Genomic DNA, 22,398 nt, shown 5'->3' with positions numbered 1-22,398 from the left:
AAGTACGTGGAGACTTGGATGAACAGCATAACGCCTTTCGTTAGAGTGGTCAAAATTCATAAATCCTTCTCTCTGGCGGGTGAATGGATGGATTATGACCATGTGTTTACCTATATTGAGCAAGGTGAAGCAGAGTTTTTTTTGAACGGAGTCAAATATGAGGTGAAGGAAGGGGATATTCTCCTTATGCATCCCTTCATGGCGCATATTATTCGCTCTACGTCAGAGGTGCCTTTGATCCAATATATCGTCCATTTTGACTTGTTTTATGACGAAGAGCGAAGCTCTTGGAAGGACCAAGTGATTACGGAAGAGCGTAAAGCGATTATAGAAAAAGAGATGCAACTAGCCTCTACGAGCCCCATTTCCCATTTGCAATTGCCGGACCAGATCGAGTTAAAGAAAAGATTTCTGATCATGCAGAAGGAGTTTCTGGATCGGAGATCGGGTTATTCGTTGATCCTCAAAGGCAATTGTTTGGAGTTATTAGTCCTTTTTATGAAGGGACAAGTGGGTCATAACGTTAGAGAAGGAAAGCTGACGAAGGGCTGGGTGTTCATTGAAAACACCATCACATTTATTAATGAAAGATATTGGGACCCAGAACTGGATAATCATACGATAAGTGAGCATGTCGGTATATCGACCAATCATTTATCGTTTTTATTTAAAGATCAGCTTGGCATTACGATTCATAAATATTTGACGCATATTCGAATCGAGCAATCCAAAATAAGAATGATCGAAGGGACGCAAACTTTAACCGCTATTGCTGAGCTGGTGGGCTTTTCAAGCATTTATTTATTCAGCCGATCTTTTAAGGCTACGGTCGGAGTTATGCCCAGCCAGTTTATGGCGATGAATTCTGATATTGGCAAGCGTTGAAATAGTCCGTCCTTTTGTCATAGATATCTTACTTCTGTCCTGTTGTGAACGCATCCATCCATTTCTTAGAATAAGATCATACCCATAAGATCTGAGGTGACTGAAGTCTTATTACTGGTGTGATCATAATCATGGAGGTGTGTCTCGAAATGTTGAAGAAGATGACAAGGGTACGGGAAAGTCGTGTTGTTAAAAAGGTCATAGCACTGGTCATGATTGCGATGCTGCAAAAAATGCTGACAATTTTGAGCTACGCCAAGCTACGTGCCACGTCGGGCGAGCTGCGCAACATGAACGCAGCGGAAATCGCTAAGATTCAATTTGTAAGCGATTACATAAATATGTAAATCGCTAATCCAGTCATGAAACGGAGGAAGATGACATGCCAAAACAACCTGTTCCGGTCCATACACGAACAAGCCGCCTAATTCGCTTTACACTTTGCCTGCTGCTCCTGGTGGCGACTGTTATTCCGGTTGCAACGGTTCTCCCGGCGAAGTCCGAAGCGGCCGTCGATGATACGCCCTACTTCGTCGACAACGCGACGTGGTACCGCGATTTCGCACCCGGTATCATCAGTCCGAACGAAGGGACAGTTGAAATGACCGTTCGCTTCGACAAACCCTACTCGGACTTCGGTGCCTGGTACGACTTCATGTTCCGCCTTATACCCGGGCAGAGCGGTCCGGGCAACACGCTATACAGCGTCCATATGTCCCCGCCGACGTCTAAGCCGACTGGCTCGACGTACGATCAACCGCTGACCTTCTTCGTGAAGAACGGCAACGGGACGACCGGTGCGTTCGCTTACGCGCAGCCGGCCGATCTGAACTACACGATCGGCCAGCCGTTCAACCTAGCCTTCACCTGGAAGCTCGGTCCCAGCGGATACGTGGCTATCTATAAAGACGGCGTCCAGCTCGCCAGAACGTCGACCTCGATCGATCCGGTCCAAGAGAAGTACATTCCGTACGAGTTCATGGTCGAGCGAGGCGCTCCTTACAACGTGACCAACCTGAAAGTCTCGACCCGCTCGCTCGACGCTGCGGAGCTTGAACATTCGACGTCCGCTTTTACACGCGGCACGGATACTTCACTGCTCGCCGACATTGCGCTTGGGCAGCCGGTGCAAACCCAGAAGTTCGTCACACCATGGCATGCCTCGTCTGGATACAGCGTTGTCAAGCCAGCTTTCCGCAGCGACAAGCAGGTGTTTGTCCAGAACGAGGATGCAGTTTTCCCGATGATGACCGTCAACTACGGCTCCGCCCAAAAGACGTATAACGTCAATATTAAAGTGAAATATCCGAACGGGGATACTGCATTTACCAGATCGATTCCCGTTGACGTCCCGGCGGACGGCACGTATCGCATCCAGGAGCTGCCGCTGCCGGAGCTGGACAACAAGGTCGGATTCTGGTACCTGGAGACGACCGCCAGCTCTTCGGCGTCAGATGTCGTCACCTACAATAGCGCCATTTCCAAAGTACCGTTAAACGACACCGCCGTCCCTGATGGCAAATATGCGAGCTACTACGGCACGCATGTCGACTACAAAGATTCCATGTCCTCGTGGAAGAAGATCAACACCGATACCACTCGCGGGTGGGAGGATGCGAAGGTGTTCTTGTGGTATAATATCGAGCCTACGAGCGGGCATTTTACATGGGAGCACAGCGACCAGTACGTAAGCTCCGCAAATGCCGCCGGAATGGACGTGTTGGCTGTACTCGGATACCCCTCGAACTGGAACTCGACGCGGCCGCCGGTCAGCGGCATTCCGGCCGAAGGGTACAAGTCCACTTATCAATATCAGCCTGACCGATATGTTTCCAAGGACATTCAGTATCATGACGGTGTGCCCGGATCCGGAGACCGCTGGACGAACTACGTTTACCAGACGATGAAGCGTTATGCGGGCAAGGTCAAGTACTACGAAATCGTCAACGAGGTGAACTTCCACCCGCCGTATTTGCCGGCCAGCTTTTCGGGCACAGCGGATGAATATTTCCTCATGCTGAAAATCGCCCACGAGCAGGCACAGCGAGTGAAGACTGAATACAAAGCGGAAACAGGCCAAGACCTGGAGCTCTACATCTCGTCCAGCGGCTTCACCTCCGTCGCGGGATCGTCCGCCGATAGGCAGATGGCCATCGATGTGCTGAAGGAGCCGTACGTCGGTTACTACGACATTTATAACATCCACGGCTACAGTGGGACGAAAACGATTAAGGACGATGTTCTTCCGGCCTTCAAGGCAGCGCAGATAACGCACCCGAACTTGAAGCTGTGGCAGGGCGAATTCGGCCCGCTAAACGACCTGTATTCGACCAATATTCCTGCCAAATTGTACGGCACTGTGGACAAGTATCTCGATTTCCTATCGAACGGTACGGACAAATATTTCGGTTTCGGCAGCCCGGGAGACGACACATTTGCTACCCGCCATACAGTGTCTCCGACCGAGGTGTTCCAGACGACGGCGGTCATGCAGAATCAGATTCGCAAGGTCGACCAGTATATCGGTTCGTACACCGGCTTTACGAATGAAGCATATCTGACCATTAATCACTACATGCGCCGGACCGATGGCAAATACCTCAGCATCCTGTCGGCCGACAGGCAGCCACTGAATATCAACATCCAAAATTCGGACAAAATCGTCCGCGTGGAAGATAACTACGGGAACGTTGTTCCGGTTCAGCCGGGCGGTACCGTCTACAAGAAGGACACGGTGTTCATCGTCAGCAACGAGCCGCTCTGGATTGACAGCGTGACTGGTAACGTCCTGCTGACTACGATCCGCAATGGCGACTTCGAAAAGCTGTCGGGGGACCCGATGGGCGGGCCGTCTGCCGTCACAATCGATAATTGGACGATGATCTCGGGTGTTTACGGTACGAATGCTTACGTGAACAAAACGAGTCCGTACCAAGGAGCTAACGTCGTAGAATTCAACTCCTCGGGCGCACCGGGTAACCGGACTTTTATGAATCAGTCGTTCAGCATCACGAAGTCAGGCCGGTACGTGCTGTCCGCCTATATCAAGAAGGTGGAAGGCGGATCGGACGTTCAACCCGAGCTGAACATTTGGGCTGGGAATACCGACCATCAGCTGGCGCCCGTGACGCTAAGCAACCAGTACGGGTACTATACGAAGTCTTTCGACGTTTCGCAGCCGATGGACATCACCGTCAATATCGGGATTCTCTCGGGTGTCGGGAAAGTGGCGTTCGACAATGTTTCGTTCGAGCTCGTACCGGACAACGTTACGATCGAGATGGACAATTCGGATGCAACCGGTGTGAAATTTTTGAGCACCACAACGAGCAACGCTTGGGACAACTCGAAACTCAACGCATCGGCGAATAAGGGTAATTTTGCGTTGAATACGAGCCGTGACGGTCTGGCCAGTGCAACGTTCACCCCGTCCGTTCCTCTGTCCGGCATGTACGATGTGTATGAGTGGCATCACATCACGGATTCCACGACCGCAGCGCCATTCACGATCAACCATGCGCGAGGCACTGCTCAAGTGCTGGTCAATCAGTCGAATACCTACGGAGGCAAGTGGAACAAAATCGGCAGCTATCCGTTCAACGCTGGATCTGCGGGCAGCCTCGTTATCTCGAACGGCTTCGCGAGCGGAACAGGGAACTTCATGCTGGCAGACGGCATCAAGTTCGTCCGAACGGGCGACATCCCATCGCTGTTCGCGAACGGCGATTTTGAGAGCGCGACCGGCAACCCGCTCGTACTCAGCAATTGGAGCATGGGCGCGGGCACTTACGGGACGAACGTTTATGTCAACCAAACAAGTCCGTACCAAGGAACAAACGCAGTTGAGTTTAGCTCGGCGGGGGTACCCAGTGGCCATAGCGAGCTGACGCAGAAGTTCACCGTGCTTGATTCAGGCACCTATTCGCTGTCGGCCTACATCAAGAAGGTGGAAGGTGGATCGGACGTTCAACCAGAGCTTAGCATAGGGGACGGTACAATCGATCATGCAATGGGATCGGTTGCGCTGACCGACAAATATGCGTACTATGCGTCGACGTTCACGGTACCGCAGAGGATGGAGGTTACCGTCAAAATCGGCATGTTGTCTGGAGCGGGTAAAGTCGTCTTTGACAATGTCGCCTTCACCTTAGTGCCGGATAACGTGGAGATCATCATGGATAACAAGGATACGTCCGGCGTGATGTTCTCCGACGCGACATGGAGCAACGCGGGGGTTAATGCGGGAGCTTATAACGGGGGATTCGCCCTTAACACGACCAAGGGAGGCAAATCGAGTGCGACCTATACGCCCGCCATTCCGGAAGCCGGGGTGTACGATGTGTACGAGTGGCATCATTCGACAGCCGGCCCGACGGACGCACCCTTCACGATCCGTTACGCGACGGGCTTAGCGAAAGTTGCCGTCGACCAATCGAAGAACGGCATCAAGTGGAACAAGATCGGTACGTTCCCGTTCCTGCCGGGTTCGACAGGGAACGTCGTTATCACGAACGGTAACCTGACGGGCAACTTCATCCTGGCGGACGGTATTCGCTTCGTCCGCACCGGTCCGTATGTGCCGGTCGAGAGCATCGCCGTCATTGCCGGGAACACGTCCGCCACCGTGCCCAAGGGCGACACGTTGACGCTTAAAACGGTCGTCGCACCGTCTAATGCGGCGAATCCGGTGGTCGTCTGGAGCGTCGCGAACGGCACCGGCCAGGCGACGATCGATACGGTTACGGGCGTGCTGACGGGCTTGGTGACCGGAACCGTTAACGTAATTGCAACGGCGACCGACGGCACCGGGATCCAAGGGCGGCTACAGGTGAACGTCGTTGAGCTGGATCATGTCACCGTAAGCGCGAATAAATCCATTCTTAAGAGCGGAGACCAGGCCGCTTTGAGCGTCGCCGGTTTCCTGACCGACGGGACACAGGCCGATCTTAGCAAAGCGGTCGTCGCCTACTCCAGCGACAGCGCTGCAGCTTCGGTCGATACGATGGGTGTGGTAACGGCGACCAGCGCAGGGGAGGGAACCGTAAACCTGACGGTGAGTGTCACACTTGGGAACAGGACGGTGGCAGCGGGGACGACCGTGCAGGTCGACAATACGCCGCCAGCAGACGCTGCGTTGTCGGCCGACATTACAACGCCGACCAACGCCGATGTGACTGTAACGATTAACTATCCTGAAGATGTAGCGGTAAAAGAATATAAGCTGGGCATAAGCAGCACATGGACAGTTTACGGGGCACCCGTGGTTGTTTCCGAAAATGCTACTTTGTATGGAAGAGGAACGGATGCAGCGGGCAATGTCTCGAATGTAACGAGTTATGTGGTGGGCAATATCGATCATATTGCTCCGGCCGATGCCACCTTGGCTATCGATACGACAGCGCCGACCAACCAAGGCGTAACGGTAACAATCAGCTATCCTGACGACGCAGCGGTGAAGGAATACAAAGTGGGCGCAAGCGGCGGATGGACAGCATACACCGCCCCGATTGTTGTTGCTGACAATGACACGGTGTATGCGAGAGGAACGGATGCCGTAGGCAACGTCTCGAACGTAACAAGTATTACGGTTAACAACATTTACAAGATTGCCCCTATCACCACGGCAACGTTAAGCCCTGCTGCGCCTAACGGCAAGAACAGCTGGTATACGACAGATGTTTCGGTAAGCTTCTCCGTCTACGCGAGCGTATACGGAGGAACGGTGACAACGGAGTATCAAGTGAATGACGGTGCCTGGACCAGCTATACCGGATCCATTCCTGCCTTCGGGGAAGGAACGTATAAGCTCGGTTACCGCAGCAAGGATCAGGCAGGCAATGTCGAACACCTCAAAACCGTCGAGTTTAAGGTTGACAAGACAGCGCCAGCGCTTTCCGTCCAGCTCGATAAAACGACGATTTGGCCGGCGAATCATAAAATGGTCACGGTGAATGCTGTGCTAAATTCGAGCGATGCAACATCGGGCGTTGAATCCGTGGTGTTAACGTCTATCACGAGCAATAAACCGGATAGCGGTCAAGGCGACATTCAGAACGCCGATTTTGGTACAGCCGACACTTCCTTCAGCTTGCGTGCAGAGAAATCGCGCACCTACACCATCACGTATACGGCAACCGATAAAGCGGGCAATAAAACGGTGACAACTACAACCGTCACAGTGCCTCATGATCAATCCGGTAATGGCAACAATAATCAATCAGGAAATCAATAAGATAAGAAGCCGTTCAATGGTTGTCGGAAGTCGAATTATCGTCGCAAATATCTGCAAGGCGGGGGACGGCGTTCAGCGTTCCTCATAACCGATAATCGTATATTAACGTTTACGGCAGCCTTGGTTCGTCAACTTGGCGATTCAGGGCTGCCCTAATCCAAATCCTAAATGAATGGGGAGAATTGATGATCATGAAAAAATCGGTGTGGCTCTGGGGCTTGTTGGTGCTGGGTCTATTACTCGCATTACCTACAGCAGGATCGGCAGCGACGCTGAATGTGACGAACGGAGGCTTCGAGAACGGGTACGACCTTGACGGTTCCGAACGGCGCGACCCTGAGCTTCTCGAGCGTACTGAATAATGCGGTCGTCGGCTTTGGGATATACGGCAGCCAACCTGGAACTATCATCATCGATAACGTGAAACTGGCGTATTTAGGGCCTTAATATTTCAGGTAGATTAATGTGAATCGGAGCAAAGGGGATTATGGTAAATGACAGAGAGAATCACTCTTATAACCAGACCACGGAAAAGCTTCCTCCGCCGCATGAGTGACTGTTCATGTAGATTTTGAACAACAGAAACGGAGCCGTGCTTGTTTTTTTGCGGGCTCCGTTTTCTCATTTCCCACTTTTTCTTCACGTAGCTTTCGTTCATGATTGAGAAAGTTTAATTTTCACAAGAAGTCTCTTACCCTACGATTACTCTACATTCTGATTGAGCAAATCTATCGCAGTAAGATACAATTAAGAGAACGCTCTCAAATTGCCAAGGAGGTCCCTGCCCATGTATACAATGATGCTTGTCGACGACGATTATATTTCGAGGGAAGGCCTGCGAGATCTCATCGATTGGGATAGTCTGGGTATCGAGATTACGGGGGAAGCGGAAGATGGGGCGGAAGCTCTGCTCGTTGCCCGCGACCTGCGGCCAAATATCGTGATTACGGATGTTGTGATGCCAGTGATGGACGGCATTCAATTTGTAGACAAGTTGAAACATGAGCAGCCTGCGGTAATGGTGATCATGATAAGCGCTCATCAAGACATTCAGTATGTGAAGGCTTCAATTAAATTGGATGCGATTGATTATATATTGAAACCTTTTAATCGAGAGGAATTAAAGCAGGTAGTAGCCAAAGTTGTCGCCAAGTTGGATAAAGAAAGAGCCGAGAAGCAATTAAAGGACGATGTTAGCCAATATTATTCAGGCAGCATCTCATCTACGGGGTTGCCGGTGATTGTGGATTCCATAGAGAAGATCGTAGGATTGTGCAGCACAGGGCAAACAGACGCACTAACGACTGAGGTCCAGCAGCTCTTTATTACGATTCGACAATTGAAAATGGAAAGCATGCTGTTCCTAACGACCATATGCAGTGAGCTGCTGATTAAAGCGATAAGAAAAGCATCCGTGCTTGTAGATTCTGCCATTGCGCAAGAGGTGAAAGAGTCCTTGCACCAATTCAGAACGATGCAGAGCCCTCAGCAAATCGAGCTGTTTGTGCTCGAAAAGCTGATCTATTTGGAGATGGCTTCCAATGAGTTGCGAAACAGCAAGTCCCGACGAATTATTCGAGATGTTGAGGGGATTATTCATAAGATTTACTATCAGAATCTGACCATTGGGCAGCTGGCGGCAGAGGTATTCATGTCTCCAGGGCATCTTCAAACGTTATTCAAAAAAGAAACAGGGCACACGATTAACGATTATATCACGCATGTACGATTAAAGAAGGCGCAGGAGCTGCTCAAGGACGCCTCAATCAAAATATATGAAGTAGCCAATCAGGTCGGCTATCAGGACACGCACTATTTTACCAAAATTTTTAAAAAAGTGGTGGGCGTCAACCCTATGGAATATCGGGAGAAAATGTTATGAGAAAAGTGCTAAACAAGCTCAGTGGCATGTACTATAACATCAATTTGCGGACCAAGCTGGTTATTTCTTATTTAATTCTAATTATTATTCCGGTTATGGTATTGGTCTATTTCTCCTATATTACGATTCATAAATCTGTGGTTGAACAGACAGGCAAGGCTTATTTGGAAACCCTGAAGCAGGCCGAGAAAAACATTGCCTTCGGCATTGAAACTGCCTATAACATTGCCGATCTGACGCAAAGCAATTATGATATTCAACTCATTCTAAGAACGGTATCTGAACGAGCTTTGACTTCGGGGGAAGTGATTGATTTTTTCAATCTGCTTAACAAAAATGTGAGCAATTACGTGGGCAAGAGCAATGTGCTTAAGGTTAGCTATTTTATGAAAGGAAACCCAACCTTCGTTTCGGCTAGCCCTAATTTTTTTGGTATAGATCAGCTTCAACTTGAAGCTGGTCTACAGCCACTTTTGGAAGGCAAAATCAAAGAAAAGTGGTTCTATGCAAGTGACGTGGAACATCTAAGCATCGTTCAAGGGGATGAGGTTCTCTTTATAAAAGAGATCAAGGATATCAACCGATTTCAGCATGTTCTTGGCTATTTGATGGTGGAGCTGGATGCCAAATTTATTTGGTCTATTCTGAATGATATTCGGCTTCCAGATGGAGCGGAAACGCTTGTCATGTCCCCTAACAAGCGGATAGGACATACACAATTACTAGCAGGGGGTAGCGGTGTAAGCGACCTCTTTTTGAAGTCTTTGCCGGAAGAGGAAGAGGGGATTGTCAGTTTCGGACCTGCGGAGAGAACCAATTATGCTGTCTTCAGCAAGGCGAAAGGTCTGGATTGGCAAATTGCACTGCTCATGACGGAGAAGCATCTTGGGATGAACAGTAGGTGGATTCAGAACTTCATGCTCGGCTTGGCGGGGATAGTCTCGATTATCGCGATCATTACTGCCTTCATTATTTCAGGAAGCATTACCAAAAGGTTGAAAAAGCTAGTGAAGCTTATTAAACATGCAGAAAAAGGGAGCTTTGAGACAGAAGACAATATTCGAGGAAATGATGAATATGCTCGGCTGCAGCGCTCTTTTAACAAGATGAGCACGCGAATTAAAGCTCTTATCGAAGAGGTGTACCAGGCACAAATTAGCAAACAAGAGGCGGAAATGAAACTGCTGTATGCGCAAATAAACCCGCACTTTTTGTATAACACCCTAGATATTATTCAATGGAGCGCCCTACGAATAGACGCGAAGGAAATCGCAGAATTGACGGAATCACTTGCTAAGTTTTTGAGGTTAAGTTTGAACGAAGGCAAGGAGCATATCTCCGTTGCTGAAGAGGTTATGGAGGTCAGCAAGTATATGCAGATCATCAATTACCGCTATCGAGGAGCCATCCAGTTCATAACGGACGTCGAAGAGGGGCTGGAAGAGAAGATCATGATCAAAATGATTTTACAGCCACTCGTTGAAAACGCAGTTATTCATGGCATCAGGCCCAAAAAAGGGAAAGCTGGGACAATTATGGTCCGTGCTTATCAGGAAGGCGTCTATATGTATTTGGAGGTTATCGATGATGGCGTCGGGATAACGGTAGAGAGGCTTCAGGAACTGTTTGAAACGGAGAGCAGAGGGTACGGCGTGAAGAACGTACATCAGCGTATACAAGTCTATTATGGTGAGGAATGCGGCTTGCAGTTTTACAGTGAACCTGGCAATGGCTGCCGTGCAGTTGCAAAGTTAAAGACTTCGGGGAGCGTATAATCCGTATTTTTGTCAGTGATATCTTACTTCTGTCCTGTTGTGGCTTATAGGTCAATTTACGTAAAATAAAGCTATACAACAAGGAGTTGAGGTGATGAAATGGCAAAGATTACACCCTCCCATGCGATCAAATCTCTAGACGCAGGTGTGATCCCCAAGACAAAAAATCGCCTGAAGGCAAGAATCGTACATAATCTAGACTTATATCTGATTATTTCGATCCCCTTACTGGTGCTTTTGATTTACAGCTACGTCCCAATGCTGGGGATCGTCATCGCATTTAAGAACTATCGGGTATTCGACGGCATACTGGATAGCAAGTGGGTAGGGCTGGCTCATTTTCGAACATTGTTGACCGATCCTAAATTTTTTAGCGTGTTGAGCAATACGATGCTGATCAATCTGTTCAAATTTATTTTTCAGTTTCCTCTGCCCATTATCTTGGCACTGCTATTAAATGAAGTCAGGTCGGGTTTGGTTAAACGCATGACGCAAACGCTTACCTATCTGCCACATTTTCTATCGTGGGTCGTTATTGCAGGGATTTTTGTGGATATCCTGTCCCCAAGTACAGGCATTATCAATGGCATCCTGAAGGCATTCGACATTTCGCCGATTTCATTTCTTGGCGATGATAGCTACTTCCGAAGTGTTCTCGTCGCATCAACGGCTTGGAAAGAAACCGGTTGGAGCGCCATCATTTACTTGGCTGCTTTAACGTCAATCGATCCCGATCTGTACGCTGCGTCCAGCGTTGACGGTGCAGGTAAGCTCAGACAAACGTGGCATATTACGCTCCCTGGCATATCCAGCACGATCGTCTTCATTATTATTCTAAGGGTGTCTACCTTATTGGGCAGCGATACAGAACAGGTGCTACTGCTGTACAATCCCCTTGTATACAATGTTGGGGATGTCATCGGAACCTATGTATACCGCGAAGGGATTCAGAACGGTAGTTACAGCTATACAACCGCAGTCGGTTTGTTTGTATCCGTTATTGGATTTACCTTAATGGTTACGGCCAATAAGATTAGTCGCAAGTATTCGAACCGAGGGATATGGTAAATAATCAGCAGAGAGGAGCAAATAGCTTTGTTCGACAAGAGGATGAAGACCGGGGAAAAGGTATTTACGGTTGTGAATTACACTTTGTTGATAACAGTAGGTCTCATTTGCGTCCTACCGTTTATCACACTATTAGCGAAATCGGTTAGTGAGGAAGCTTATGTCGTCAGCGGTCAGGTTAGCTTATGGCCAATGGGCTTTCAGTTAAAAGCTTATCAAGTGTTATTATCGGGCATTGATTTTCGTACTGCTTTTACGAATAGCTTGTTCGTCGCCGTGTTGGGTACAGCCATTCAAGTGTTTTTTACAGCTTGTGTGGGGTATGCCATTGCAAAAAGGGATTTGGTAGGCCGCAAAGCGATCAATATTCTGTATGTGTTCACGATGCTGTTCAACGGGGGAATGATCCCTACCTATATGGTCATCAAAAATACCGGATTAATTAACCATCTGTGGGTGCTTATTATCCCCGGGATGGTGAGCGCTTTCAATTTGATTCTGGTGCGAAATTACTTTGAGTCTCTGCCTTATAGCCTTGAGGAATCTGCGAGAATTGATGGAGCTGGCAATCTTACCATCTTATTCCGCATCATGCTTCCGATCTCCAAGCCTTTGCTTGCGACAATTGCGATTTTCAGCGCAGTAGGGATTTGGAACAACTATATGGACCCTTTAATGTATTTAACGAAAAAAGAGGTTCAAGTTCTACCTTTATTTTTGCAAAACGTAGTGGCCGCAGCCAATAAGAACGGTTTGGAAAATCCCGAGCAATTGGCTAATATCGCATCGGAGACATTTAGAGCCGCAGCCATCTTCGTTTCTTCGATACCGATCCTGCTCGTTTATCCTTTTCTACAAAAGTATTTTGTCACAGGCTTAACGCTAGGTGCTGTTAAACAATAGCTACATATTTGAAGGGGGAAATAAAGATGCGGAAAAGATTAAACAAATGGTCCACGACAACATTACTAGTAGCACTTGCAGCCTCGGTATCTCTTGCAGGTTGCAGTAATGAAGCGAAGCCAGAAAGCAAGGAAACGAAAGAGGCGACTGCTACCCAAGGCCCAAAACTGAATAAGGCGGCCAAAATCAGAATCGCCGTTCCCGATAATGCCGGAGTCAAGGGATACGAGCAAGGAGCAAGCGCAAACGATAACCAATTTTTGAACATGATCAAAGAGAAGACTGGTTACACGAATATAGAATGGAATGTCATTCCGACTGCGAATCAATTGGATACGTACAATTTGATGTTTGCCTCTGGTGATGTGTATGATCTGATTTATACGAATGATTTGAATATTTTCAAACGTTTCAGCGCACAGGGAGCTCTCCTGCCAGTGGACGATGCGATCAAGCAATTCGGCAGCGAGGTCGATAAATTAGTGACCGAGAATGCATGGACGGCCGTATCGCTGGAAGGAAAGAAATATGCCATCCCTGTCCCTCCTTTTCAGAAATTTGAAAATGTAGATCTAGGTGCAGGATTTCTAGCTAGACAAGATTGGATGGATAAACTAGGACTGAAGGCGCCTAAAAACCTCGACGAGTTATATACCTTCTTAAAAACCATGAAGGACAAAGATCCAAGCGGAAAGGGAACCATCCCTTACGTAGCAGCAGCTGGCAATAACGGGAATCCACTTGATGGGCTAGATGTCATTACCGCCGCTTTTGGAATGTCCGGCATAAATAACCTCGCTGTCCCTTTCATTGTTAAGGATGGCAAGTTGGTTGATGCACAAGATGTGAATCTGAAGGATTTGCTGACCTACCTGAATAAACTCTACAAAGAAGGCTTGATTGACAATGAGTACCTATTCAACAAAACACAGCAAGTGACCGAAAAAATGTCGTCGGGGAAAGCAGCAGCCGTGTACGCAGGCTACTGGGATCCTGCTACCTACCAGGCAGGTTTAAGTAAAACAGATGCTAATGCGAAGTTAAGCTTCTTGCCTACAGTAGAAGGAAAAGACGGACAAAAAGGCTATGCAATGCCTGCTCCTGTATCCAACTTCTATATCATTCCTAAAAGTTCGAAAAATGCGAATGAAGCTGTGGATTTACTGAACACTTATTTGAAAGATAAAGATCTGCAGAAGTTTGTGAATTTCGGCAAAGAAGGCGTTCACTATGACATGGTAAACGGCGCGCTGAGTCCGAAGAAGCCTGCTTATGATCAGATCATCTATAAACTGTATTACAGAATGTGGAATACACCGGACATTTGGCTGCCTAACGCATTACTTGGCGGATATGAGCCAGCTATGAAAAGCTTTGCCCAAGCGGGTGCCCAGCTGACGGCATTCAATATCAACCAGTACAGACCGCAGACGGAAGTCGAGCTTGCCAAGGGGAGAGCGTTGATCGACCTGAGAAATGAGTACGTTGCCAAAATCATCAACGGTGCATTACCGCTTACAGCATTGGATGAGTATTTTAAAAAGGCGGATGCTGCCGGCAGACAAGATGTTATCAAAGCATCGCAGGATTGGTTTACCAAAGAAGGCAAAGCTATTTATGATAAATTGAATAAGAAATAGCAAGAAGAGCAGTTCACCTTGAATGGGGAACTGCTCTTTTTTTGTTAGGCGGCCACGCTAGGGGTCCGTCATCATGGCATGGGTGGTGTATGGATGCATTTATGGAAAAATGCAAAAGAGCATCTTTGACGATCCATCTTTGATAATTTCGTTATTTTACCACTACGCGTACACGGCATAAATTCAACACTTGCGTATAAACGTCACTTTGGTTAAACCTGAGGATAACTTGATTTGACGGAGATCTCCCTATTTATTATCTTTTACACAATCGTATTCCTATCTTTACTGTCATAAAATGAAGGAGAAAGTAGTTGTAGTCACCCTACAAATAAAGAAAATTAAAATATGAATGTAAAGGGGAAGATGAACATGCAAATCGCACGTAAATTTGCTTCAGTACCCTCCAAGTTACAGGGTGGCCGCACCCAAGAACTCATGGATAAAAGACAAGCATTCGTACCCAGAGGTGTTGGCAATAATACACCCATTTTTGTTGAAAAGGCAGAAGGGGCTTTGATTTATGATGTGGATGGTAATGTGTTCATTGACTTTGCCGGTGCCATCGGAACGCTGAATGTGGGCCATTGCCCGCCAGAAGTTGTCAAAGCTGTTCAAGAGCAACTTGAAAAATACATTCATCCTTGCTTTCATGTCGCTATGTATGAACCCTATCTAGAACTTGCTGAGAAATTGGCGCAAATTACGCCAGGCAGCTTCCCGAAGAAAACCATCTTTCTAAATAGCGGTGCAGAAGCGGTTGAAAATGCAGTGAAAATTGCTAGGAAATTTACAGGGAAATCAGGTATCGTCTCCTTTTCAAGAGGATTTCATGGTCGGACACTCTTGGGCATGTCGCTTACAAGCAAGGTCAGACCCTATAAGTTCCAGATGGGTCCGTTTGCTCCGGCCACCTACAAAGCACAATTTCCGTATCCGTTGAATCGTCCGCCAAGCATGTCGGAGACAGATTATGCGCTTTATTGTGTTCAGCAATTTCAGGATTTCCTCCTTACCGAGGTTGCACCGGAGGAGTTAGCAGCGGTCATCATGGAGCCGATCCAAGGTGAAGGTGGCTTCATCGTTCCTCCAAAGGAATTCGTTCAAGGTATATATGAGATTTGCAAAAATAAACAAATTCTGTTTATTGCCGATGAAATTCAAACAGGTTTCGGACGTACGGGAGAAATGTTCGCTTCGACACATTTTGGGATTGAGCCCGATTTGATGACGATGTCCAAATCCATTGCGGCAGGCTTGCCGATATCGGCAGTTACGGGACGTTCGGAGATTATGGATGCGCCTGCACCTGGCGAAATCGGTGGGACCTATGGTGGAAGTCCACTGGGATGTGTGGCGGCTTTGGCGGTTATCGAGAAGATGGAACGCGAGAATCTCGTAGAACGATCACGTGTTATCGGTGAGACGATCCGTGGATTCTTTACGGACTTACAGAAGACAATCCCGCATATTGCCGAGGTGCGAGGATTAGGTGCGATGTGTGCAATCGAATTCGTACATCCCGATACGAAAGAACCTGATAAAGCGAATACAGCTGCGATTCAAAAAGGCTGCTATGAAGCAGGGGTCATCCTATTAAGCGCTGGGGTGCAGAGTAATGTGATTCGTTTTCTGACTCCACTCGTAATTACGGATGAAGAACTTGCTGAAGGTCTTGATATCATCCAACATGTTATTCGTGACCAATATGCCCAAGATAGAAAGTAGGAGTGCAGATGATAAGGCATTTGTTTATTAACGGACAATGGAAAGAAGCTGCTCGTTATGAAGCACTTTACTCACCTTTTTCAGGTGAATGGATTGCAGACGTGGGGTATGCGAATGAAGCAGAAACGGATGAAGCGATCCAAGCTGCGCAAGCAGCTGCACCGGTCATGGCCCAGATGCCTGCGCACGAACGTACGACTATTTTGAATAAAGTCGCTGAAATAATAGAAAAGCGGAAAGAGGAGCTCTCCCGTCTCGTGGCTATGGAAGCAGCTAAGCCGCTCAAGACCGCGCGAGGTGAACTTGCTCGGACGATTCAAACGTATAAATTCGCTGCGATGGAAGCAAGTCGAATTCATGGAGAAACGGTCCCTCTGGATGCAGCTCCTGGCGGAGAGGGACGCATTGCCTTTACGATGCGCAAACCGCTGGGTGTGATCGCGGCAATAACGCCATTTAACTTCCCTTTTAATTTGGTAGCACATAAAGTTGGCCCTGCGATCGCGGCGGGGAACACGATTGTACTCAAACCTGCAGGGCAAACGCCACTCTCTTCCTTGGTACTTGCAGAAATTTTTCGAGAAGCTGGACTTCCGAAGGGGGCACTGAATGTTATACCTGGACCCGGTGCGGTTGTGGGAGAGAAGCTCGTGAGCGATCCACGGGTGAAGGCTGTTACCTTCACAGGTAGTCCTGCCGTCGGGATTGCTATGAAAAACAAAGCCGGCTTAAAGCGAGTTACCTTAGAGTTAGGTTCGAATTCAGCTTTACTGATAGACAAAGCCTACGAGATTACAGATGAGTTAATCGGCCGATGTGTGCTCGGTGCATTTTCATATAGTGGTCAAGTATGTATTTCAATTCAGCGGATTTTCGTCCATGAGCTTCATCATGATGACTTTTTAAATAGATTTAAATCGCAAGTGGAGAAATTGGTAATTGGTGACCCGCTAGAAGAGACAACGGATGTATCTGCGCTGATTAGTGAGAAAGAAGTTCGTCGGATGCAGGATTGGGTAGACAGTGCGGTCTCCAATGGAGCTGTTGTGATCACGGGCGGCAAAGAGCTGAATTCTCGGATATACCCACCAACCATTTTAACGCACGTAGCTGCTGATGAGCCTGTTTCCTGTGAAGAGGTGTTTGGACCGATCGTTACGGTTTCCTCTTTCAACTCGCTGGATCAAGCTATTAAGGAAGTTAACCATTCTCGCTATGGACTACAAGCAGGCATTTATACGAATGACATCCGTACCGCGATGCGTGCTGCTGAGCAGTTGGAAGTAGGCGGTGTGATGATTAATGATTTCCCTACGTTCCGCGTGGATAACATGCCCTATGGGGGTGTGAAGGAAAGTGGATTCGGACGGGAAGGTATCCGATATGCGGTTGAGGAATTGACGGAGTTGAAGTTCATTTCAATTAAGTTATAGGTGTGGGAAAACAACGGAGTTAGGTGCAAAAAAAGAAGAACCGGCAGAAATGCCGGTTCTTCTTGCTAAATCATATATTTACAGACAACGTGGCTTTATGTTAGAATACAAAGACCATTGCTGTCTTCTATTTATTTTGAGCATAGTTATAACATTTTATCTTTAATTAAATTTTAGCATGAAGAACGGCAGGTTGTCAAACATTATTTTGCTTTTTTCACACAAGACCCAAAAGGAGCGTGTTCGTGAAGATGATTAAGGCGAACGAATGGCAGCAAGAACAAGAGCGATTAGATATAGTTACGGAAAAATTACAATCTACAATCGCAGAAATTGAACCTGAAGTTGTCGGGTTGCGCGATCAGGTAACGGACTTCCGTAAGCGTTTTTGGGAAGAAGTGTCGATCAACACGAGCACGCATGAAGATTTCGAGGAAGCATTTTATAGTATAAGACAGCAAGAAACGTTGTTATCGGAGCGGGAGCGGAGTCACCAGCAGCGGATGCAACGGTTGAAGAGCATGAAGCGGTTGCTGCCGTCGCCATATTTCGGGCGTATTGATTTTCAAGAAGATGGCCTTAGCTTTAGCGAGCAAATTTATATCGGCGTTTCGTCTTTCGTGGATGTTGACGGCTTAAGCTTCCTGGTGTATGACTGGCGAACACCCATTGCCAGTATGTACTACGACTATTCCCCAGGGGCTTCTGCCTATGAAACGCCAGGGGGTCGAGTTGCAGGGGAGATGACGCTGAAGCGGCAATATCACATCGGAGACGGTCAGTTAAAGCGTGTATTCGACACGAGTGTAACCATCGGCGATGAATTGCTCCAACAAGTGCTTGCGCAAGGTGCAGATTCGCAAATGAAGAGCATTGTGGCGACCATTCAGAAGGAGCAAAATGCCATCATTCGCAACGATAAAACTCGAATGCTTATTGTACAGGGAGCGGCCGGCAGTGGCAAGACGTCAGCAGCTTTGCAGCGAGCCGCATACTTATTATATAAGCACCGCGATAAGCTTAAAGCGGACCAGATAGTACTTTTTTCCCCGAATCCCATGTTCAACAGTTATGTTTCAACGGTTCTTCCTGAGCTCGGTGAAGAGAACATGCAGCAGACGACCATTCAAGAATATCTGGTCTATTGGCTTGGATCCACGTTACAGCTGGAGAGCCCGTTCGAGCAGATCGAATATATACTTACGTCATCATCTTCTCACGAGTATGAAGCACGACGAAGTGGGATTCACTATAAAGCATCTGAAGCTTTTCTCCATGCCCTGCAGCAATACGCGTTATGGCTGGGGAAAGAAGGCATGCTGTTCCGCGGCATCCAATTCCAGGATCGTGAGTTAATTACCGCGGAACAGATTCAATTACAATTTTATAGCTTTGACCCTACCATCCGTCTGGCGAATCGAGTCCTTCTTTTACAGGAATGGATCCTGCAAAGGCTGACAACGCTCGAGCGTAAAGAACAAAAAGCGCATTGGGTTCAAGATGAACTCGATTACCTCGACAACGAGCAATATGCCGAAGCCTACAGAGAGTTGCTCAAGAAGTATAAGCAAGAAGAGGAAGTAGTCCTCCATATGAATGAGCAGCTTCTGGATGATTATGGACAGTTTCTTGGCAAGGAGCAGGACGAAGAGCATGATGTTGATTTTGCCATGCAGGAAATCGAAGAGCTGCTTCGGAAAATGATCGTGAGTGAGCATTATAAGCCTTTGAGAAATGACGTAAAGCGATTTAAGTTTATAGATATCATCGGTTTGTACGATCAGTTGTTCAGTGATGAGGCCATATATCGGAGCATGACGAACGAGCATGAGGTGCCGGAACATTGGACGGAAATTTGCAGGCAAACGAAGGAAAAGCTGAGTAGACACGAACTATTTTATGAGGATGCAGCGCCGTTCTTGTGTTTGAAAGAATTCGTAGAGGGGACTCGGAGGAACACGAGTGTGCGGCATGTATTTGTCGATGAAGGACAGGATTATTCACCCTTCCAATTCTACTTCCTCAAGCAGCTGTTTCCCCGCGCCAACATGACCGTGCTCGGAGATTTTAGCCAAGCGATCTTCCCACAGGCGACCAATCTATCCGAGGTGGATTCGCCATTAATTCGGCTATATGGCCAACATGAAACGAATCTGATTCGCCTTGTTCGAAGCTATCGCTCCACTCGCGAGATTGTGGAGTTTACGAAGGCATTGCTGCCTAGCGTAGAAATCGTGCCTTTTGAGCGGAGTGACCAGAAGCCGCACCTCATTAAGGTTAGCAATAATGTGAGTAGAGCGGAACGAATTATCGAGCATCTCGCTGAACTAAAGGCAGAGGGCTTCGAGTCGATTGGCGTTATTACGAAGACCGCAGCGGAGAGCCAGGAGGCGTATGAAGCTTTGGTATCACACGGCGCTGGGGCGCTGCGACTCATTACGAAGGAAACATCAACTTTTGAGAAAGGGACGATGATCATACCCGCATACCTCGCCAAAGGGGTCGAGTTCGACGCGGTATTGATTTATGATGCCTCATCACAAGTGTATAATCGAGAGAGCGAACGTAAGCTATTTTATACGGCTTGTACGCGCGCGATGCACCGGCTGCTACTCTATACGACAGGAGAGTGGACACCATTTGTCCAGTCACTGAATCCGAATTTATATGAGGTAGAGGGTTAATAAATAAAGATAATTATGACTGAAATGTGAGCGATCCGTCAGTGTGAAGGGGTTTTATTCACCTACAGTTTGAGTTACGATAAGTAATGGGGCTATTTCCCAAGATAGTTGGTAAGCTGCATTAGCAAACGGAGGGGACATAACTGGAAAACTTTGCATGCTTATATGTCGTACGCGGTGAGCCCTATCGAGCGGGCACTTGCGTGAATTTGAGCGAGGATGAAACAATGGTTGGCCGGGTATCCAATGAATTAACGCCGGATTTGGCTTTCACGAACGCTTTTATTTCCCGAAAGCATATCATCATTCGCAAGGAGCAAGACAAGGCGGTGCTCTATGATTTGGGTAGTCGCCACGGCACAGAGATTAACGGCGTACGACTAACGCCGCACACCCCGTATCCGTTGAACAATTTTGATATTATTAGGCTTGCCAAAGGGATGAGCGTCATCCATTTTTCATATATGTTTGCTGATCAAACTCTTGAAATCGAACCGCTCAGCATCACCAGACAGCTAGAAATCCCCAAACTCCCTTTAGAAATAAGTTGGGAGAAAAGGGAGTGTGTGGTGGAGGGCAGGCGAATCCCTATGTCAGAAAAAGAATATCTATTGATCCGTATGCTGCATGAGCATACAAACCGACTCGTCCCGCTTGAGGAAATTAAATCCAAGGTATGGCCAGAAAGATCACCGGGAGCAGAAGGCTTCTCGGATGTGACTCTCGACGAACTGAACGCCCTTGTCTATCGGGTGCGCAAAAAATACGGAAAAGATACCTTTCTCATTAGTGCCGTGCGCGGCGGCGGTTATATGCTCGAATCCGAATTGAAATCGTCATAACGAAAGTTGGGATACCTTCATGAAGTATATACAAGCGGAGTACTCAGGCCCACTAAACGGAACCGTACACATACCAGGAGCAAAAAATAGTTCTCTTGCCATACTTGCAGCTGCTTGTTTGGCAGATAATATCGTAACATTAGAGGGTATTCCACACATAGATGATGTCCGTCTTATCGCGGATATTGGCCGAGATATCGGCCTGAAGCTCTCACAAGCAGGCGGTCAAGTCACTATTGACCCACGCTGGATCCACAGCTCCGTCATTGATCCCGGCAAAGCATCGAGCTACCGAGCGTCTTATTATTTTGTAGGCGCGTTGCTGTCCAAATTCGGCAGAGTCACGATCGGATTACCTGGTGGTGACGATTTTGTTTCAAGACCGATCGATCAGCATATCAAGGTGTTCAAAGCACTTGGAGCTCAGGTGCGGCTCTTCAAGGACTACTACGAAGTCGAAGCCGCAGAGTTGAAGGGAGCGGACATTTATTTCGATACCATTACCTCAGGTGCGACGATGAATGCGATGATGATGGCTGTGTTGGCAAAAGGACGTACGCAGTTGCATAACGCGGCTGTGGATCCGGAGGTATGCGATACAGCAAGATTCCTGAATCAACTCGGAGCCCGGATTTATGGAGCTGGTACGGATCGTATTCGGATTGAAGGTGTCCCTTACTTGAATGGAGGCATCCACACGGTAATTCCAGATAGGTTGATCGCTGGTGCTTTTCTGATGGCGGCTGGGCTCAACGGGGGACAAGTGACGGTCATGGATGTGATTCCAGAGCATCTTGGTTCCTGTCTAGCTAAGCTGGAGGAAGTCGGACTGCAAGTGGAATGCGGTGAAAATCGAATCACGGCTTACGGTTCAGGTTCTCTGAAAGCAACGCGAATTCGCACAGGCATGTATCCAAGCTTCGCCACCGATTTACAGCAACCTATGACTGCGCTTCTATTGCAGGCCGAGGGCAAGAGTATCGTGACCGATCGCGTGTATCCAAAACGGTTCGCTCATGTGGCGCAGTTGAGAAGGCTTGGCGCTGACATAGAGATACGGCAAGAATCTGCATTTATTCGCGGCGGACTCCCCTTGCGAGGCGGTTGGGTGCATGCGACAGATGTGCGCGCAGGTATTTGTCTGCTGATGGCTGGTTTCACGGCGGAGGGCAGCACGTTTCTAACTGGTGTTGAGCACATCGAGCGCGGCTATGAGGACGTTATTGGCAGCTTTAGATCCATCGGAGCTAAGCTCTCAATGCGCGAGTTGGATGCACAGGAGCTTTCCAGTAGAATCCACATGCAAGGGTAAAACTTATCCTTATC

Annotated in this window: 14 protein-coding genes; all 14 read left to right on the top strand. The window is 47.9% G+C overall.

The features are described 5' to 3' along the window. Window positions 1-6 precede the first annotated feature (6 nt). Window positions 7-885, top strand: a complete 879-nt coding sequence (locus ACSQ8P_RS26045) for an AraC family transcriptional regulator (protein WP_436237843.1) — start codon at window positions 7-9, stop codon at window positions 883-885. 149 nt (window positions 886-1,034) lie between these two features. After that, window positions 1,035-1,232: a hypothetical protein gene (locus ACSQ8P_RS26040; protein ID WP_436237842.1), complete on the top strand. Its 198-nt coding sequence runs from the start codon at window positions 1,035-1,037 to the stop codon at window positions 1,230-1,232. 35 nt (window positions 1,233-1,267) lie between these two features. Beyond that, on the top strand, window positions 1,268-7,117 hold the full coding sequence (locus ACSQ8P_RS26035; protein WP_436237841.1) for an OmpL47-type beta-barrel domain-containing protein: 5,850 nt from the start codon (window positions 1,268-1,270) through the stop codon (window positions 7,115-7,117). A gap of 203 nt (window positions 7,118-7,320) precedes the next feature. Continuing rightward, entirely contained in the window at window positions 7,321-7,479 is a 159-nt protein-coding gene (locus ACSQ8P_RS26030) for a hypothetical protein (protein WP_436237840.1), read from the top strand. Between the two features lie 425 nt (window positions 7,480-7,904). Continuing rightward, entirely contained in the window at window positions 7,905-8,999 is a 1,095-nt protein-coding gene (locus ACSQ8P_RS26025; protein WP_436237839.1) for a response regulator transcription factor, read from the top strand. Next, window positions 8,996-10,774, top strand: a complete 1,779-nt coding sequence (locus tag ACSQ8P_RS26020; RefSeq protein WP_436237838.1) for a sensor histidine kinase — start codon at window positions 8,996-8,998, stop codon at window positions 10,772-10,774. Before ACSQ8P_RS26025 ends, ACSQ8P_RS26020 begins: the two co-directional genes overlap by 4 nt. Window positions 10,775-10,873: 99 nt before the next feature. After that, window positions 10,874-11,842, top strand: a complete 969-nt coding sequence (locus ACSQ8P_RS26015) for an ABC transporter permease (RefSeq protein WP_436237837.1) — start codon at window positions 10,874-10,876, stop codon at window positions 11,840-11,842. A gap of 27 nt (window positions 11,843-11,869) precedes the next feature. Beyond that, a complete protein-coding gene (locus ACSQ8P_RS26010; RefSeq protein ID WP_173119501.1) occupies window positions 11,870-12,745 on the top strand; it encodes a carbohydrate ABC transporter permease in 876 nt (291 codons plus the stop codon). Window positions 12,746-12,771: 26 nt separating this feature from the next. Beyond that, window positions 12,772-14,385, top strand: coding sequence for an extracellular solute-binding protein (locus tag ACSQ8P_RS26005; protein WP_436237836.1), 1,614 nt, complete (start codon window positions 12,772-12,774; stop codon window positions 14,383-14,385). 372 nt (window positions 14,386-14,757) lie between these two features. Continuing rightward, window positions 14,758-16,113: a 4-aminobutyrate--2-oxoglutarate transaminase gene (gabT, locus tag ACSQ8P_RS26000; RefSeq protein WP_436237835.1), complete on the top strand. Its 1,356-nt coding sequence runs from the start codon at window positions 14,758-14,760 to the stop codon at window positions 16,111-16,113. Window positions 16,114-16,121: 8 nt separating this feature from the next. Continuing rightward, on the top strand, window positions 16,122-17,546 hold the full coding sequence (locus tag ACSQ8P_RS25995; RefSeq protein ID WP_436237834.1) for an aldehyde dehydrogenase family protein: 1,425 nt from the start codon (window positions 16,122-16,124) through the stop codon (window positions 17,544-17,546). A 251-nt stretch (window positions 17,547-17,797) separates the two neighbouring features. Next, on the top strand, window positions 17,798-20,230 hold the full coding sequence (helD, locus tag ACSQ8P_RS25990) for an RNA polymerase recycling motor HelD (RefSeq protein WP_436239606.1): 2,433 nt from the start codon (window positions 17,798-17,800) through the stop codon (window positions 20,228-20,230). A 203-nt stretch (window positions 20,231-20,433) separates the two neighbouring features. Then, window positions 20,434-21,072 (top strand): FHA domain-containing protein, encoded by a 639-nt coding sequence (locus ACSQ8P_RS25985; RefSeq protein WP_436237833.1) that lies wholly within the window; start codon window positions 20,434-20,436, stop codon window positions 21,070-21,072. Between the two features lie 19 nt (window positions 21,073-21,091). Then, window positions 21,092-22,384: a UDP-N-acetylglucosamine 1-carboxyvinyltransferase gene (gene murA / locus ACSQ8P_RS25980; RefSeq protein ID WP_436237832.1), complete on the top strand. Its 1,293-nt coding sequence runs from the start codon at window positions 21,092-21,094 to the stop codon at window positions 22,382-22,384. Window positions 22,385-22,398 lie beyond the last annotated feature (14 nt).

Origin of the sequence: Paenibacillus sp. LjRoot153, from assembly GCF_964253085.1 — a bacterium.
GTDB lineage: Bacteria > Bacillota > Bacilli > Paenibacillales > NBRC-103111 > Paenibacillus_E.
Note: the sequence above shows the minus strand (reverse complement) of the source record. Positions and strands in the feature narration are given on the sequence as shown.

What these genes read in the sequence shown, in the direction of transcription:
- ACSQ8P_RS26025 (WP_436237839.1), top strand. Translation starts at nt 7,905, where the DNA reads ATGTATACAATGATGCTTGTCGACGACGATTATATTTCGAGGGAAGGC.
- ACSQ8P_RS26005 (WP_436237836.1), top strand. Translation starts at nt 12,772, where the DNA reads ATGCGGAAAAGATTAAACAAATGGTCCACGACAACATTACTAGTAGCA.
- murA (WP_436237832.1), top strand. Translation starts at nt 21,092, where the DNA reads ATGAAGTATATACAAGCGGAGTACTCAGGCCCACTAAACGGAACCGTA.
- helD (WP_436239606.1), top strand. Translation starts at nt 17,798, where the DNA reads ATGATTAAGGCGAACGAATGGCAGCAAGAACAAGAGCGATTAGATATA.
- gabT (WP_436237835.1), top strand. Translation starts at nt 14,758, where the DNA reads ATGCAAATCGCACGTAAATTTGCTTCAGTACCCTCCAAGTTACAGGGT.
- ACSQ8P_RS26020 (WP_436237838.1), top strand. Translation starts at nt 8,996, where the DNA reads ATGAGAAAAGTGCTAAACAAGCTCAGTGGCATGTACTATAACATCAAT.
- ACSQ8P_RS26015 (WP_436237837.1), top strand. Translation starts at nt 10,874, where the DNA reads ATGGCAAAGATTACACCCTCCCATGCGATCAAATCTCTAGACGCAGGT.
- ACSQ8P_RS26035 (WP_436237841.1), top strand. Translation starts at nt 1,268, where the DNA reads ATGCCAAAACAACCTGTTCCGGTCCATACACGAACAAGCCGCCTAATT.
- ACSQ8P_RS26040 (WP_436237842.1), top strand. Translation starts at nt 1,035, where the DNA reads ATGTTGAAGAAGATGACAAGGGTACGGGAAAGTCGTGTTGTTAAAAAG.
- ACSQ8P_RS25995 (WP_436237834.1), top strand. Translation starts at nt 16,122, where the DNA reads ATGATAAGGCATTTGTTTATTAACGGACAATGGAAAGAAGCTGCTCGT.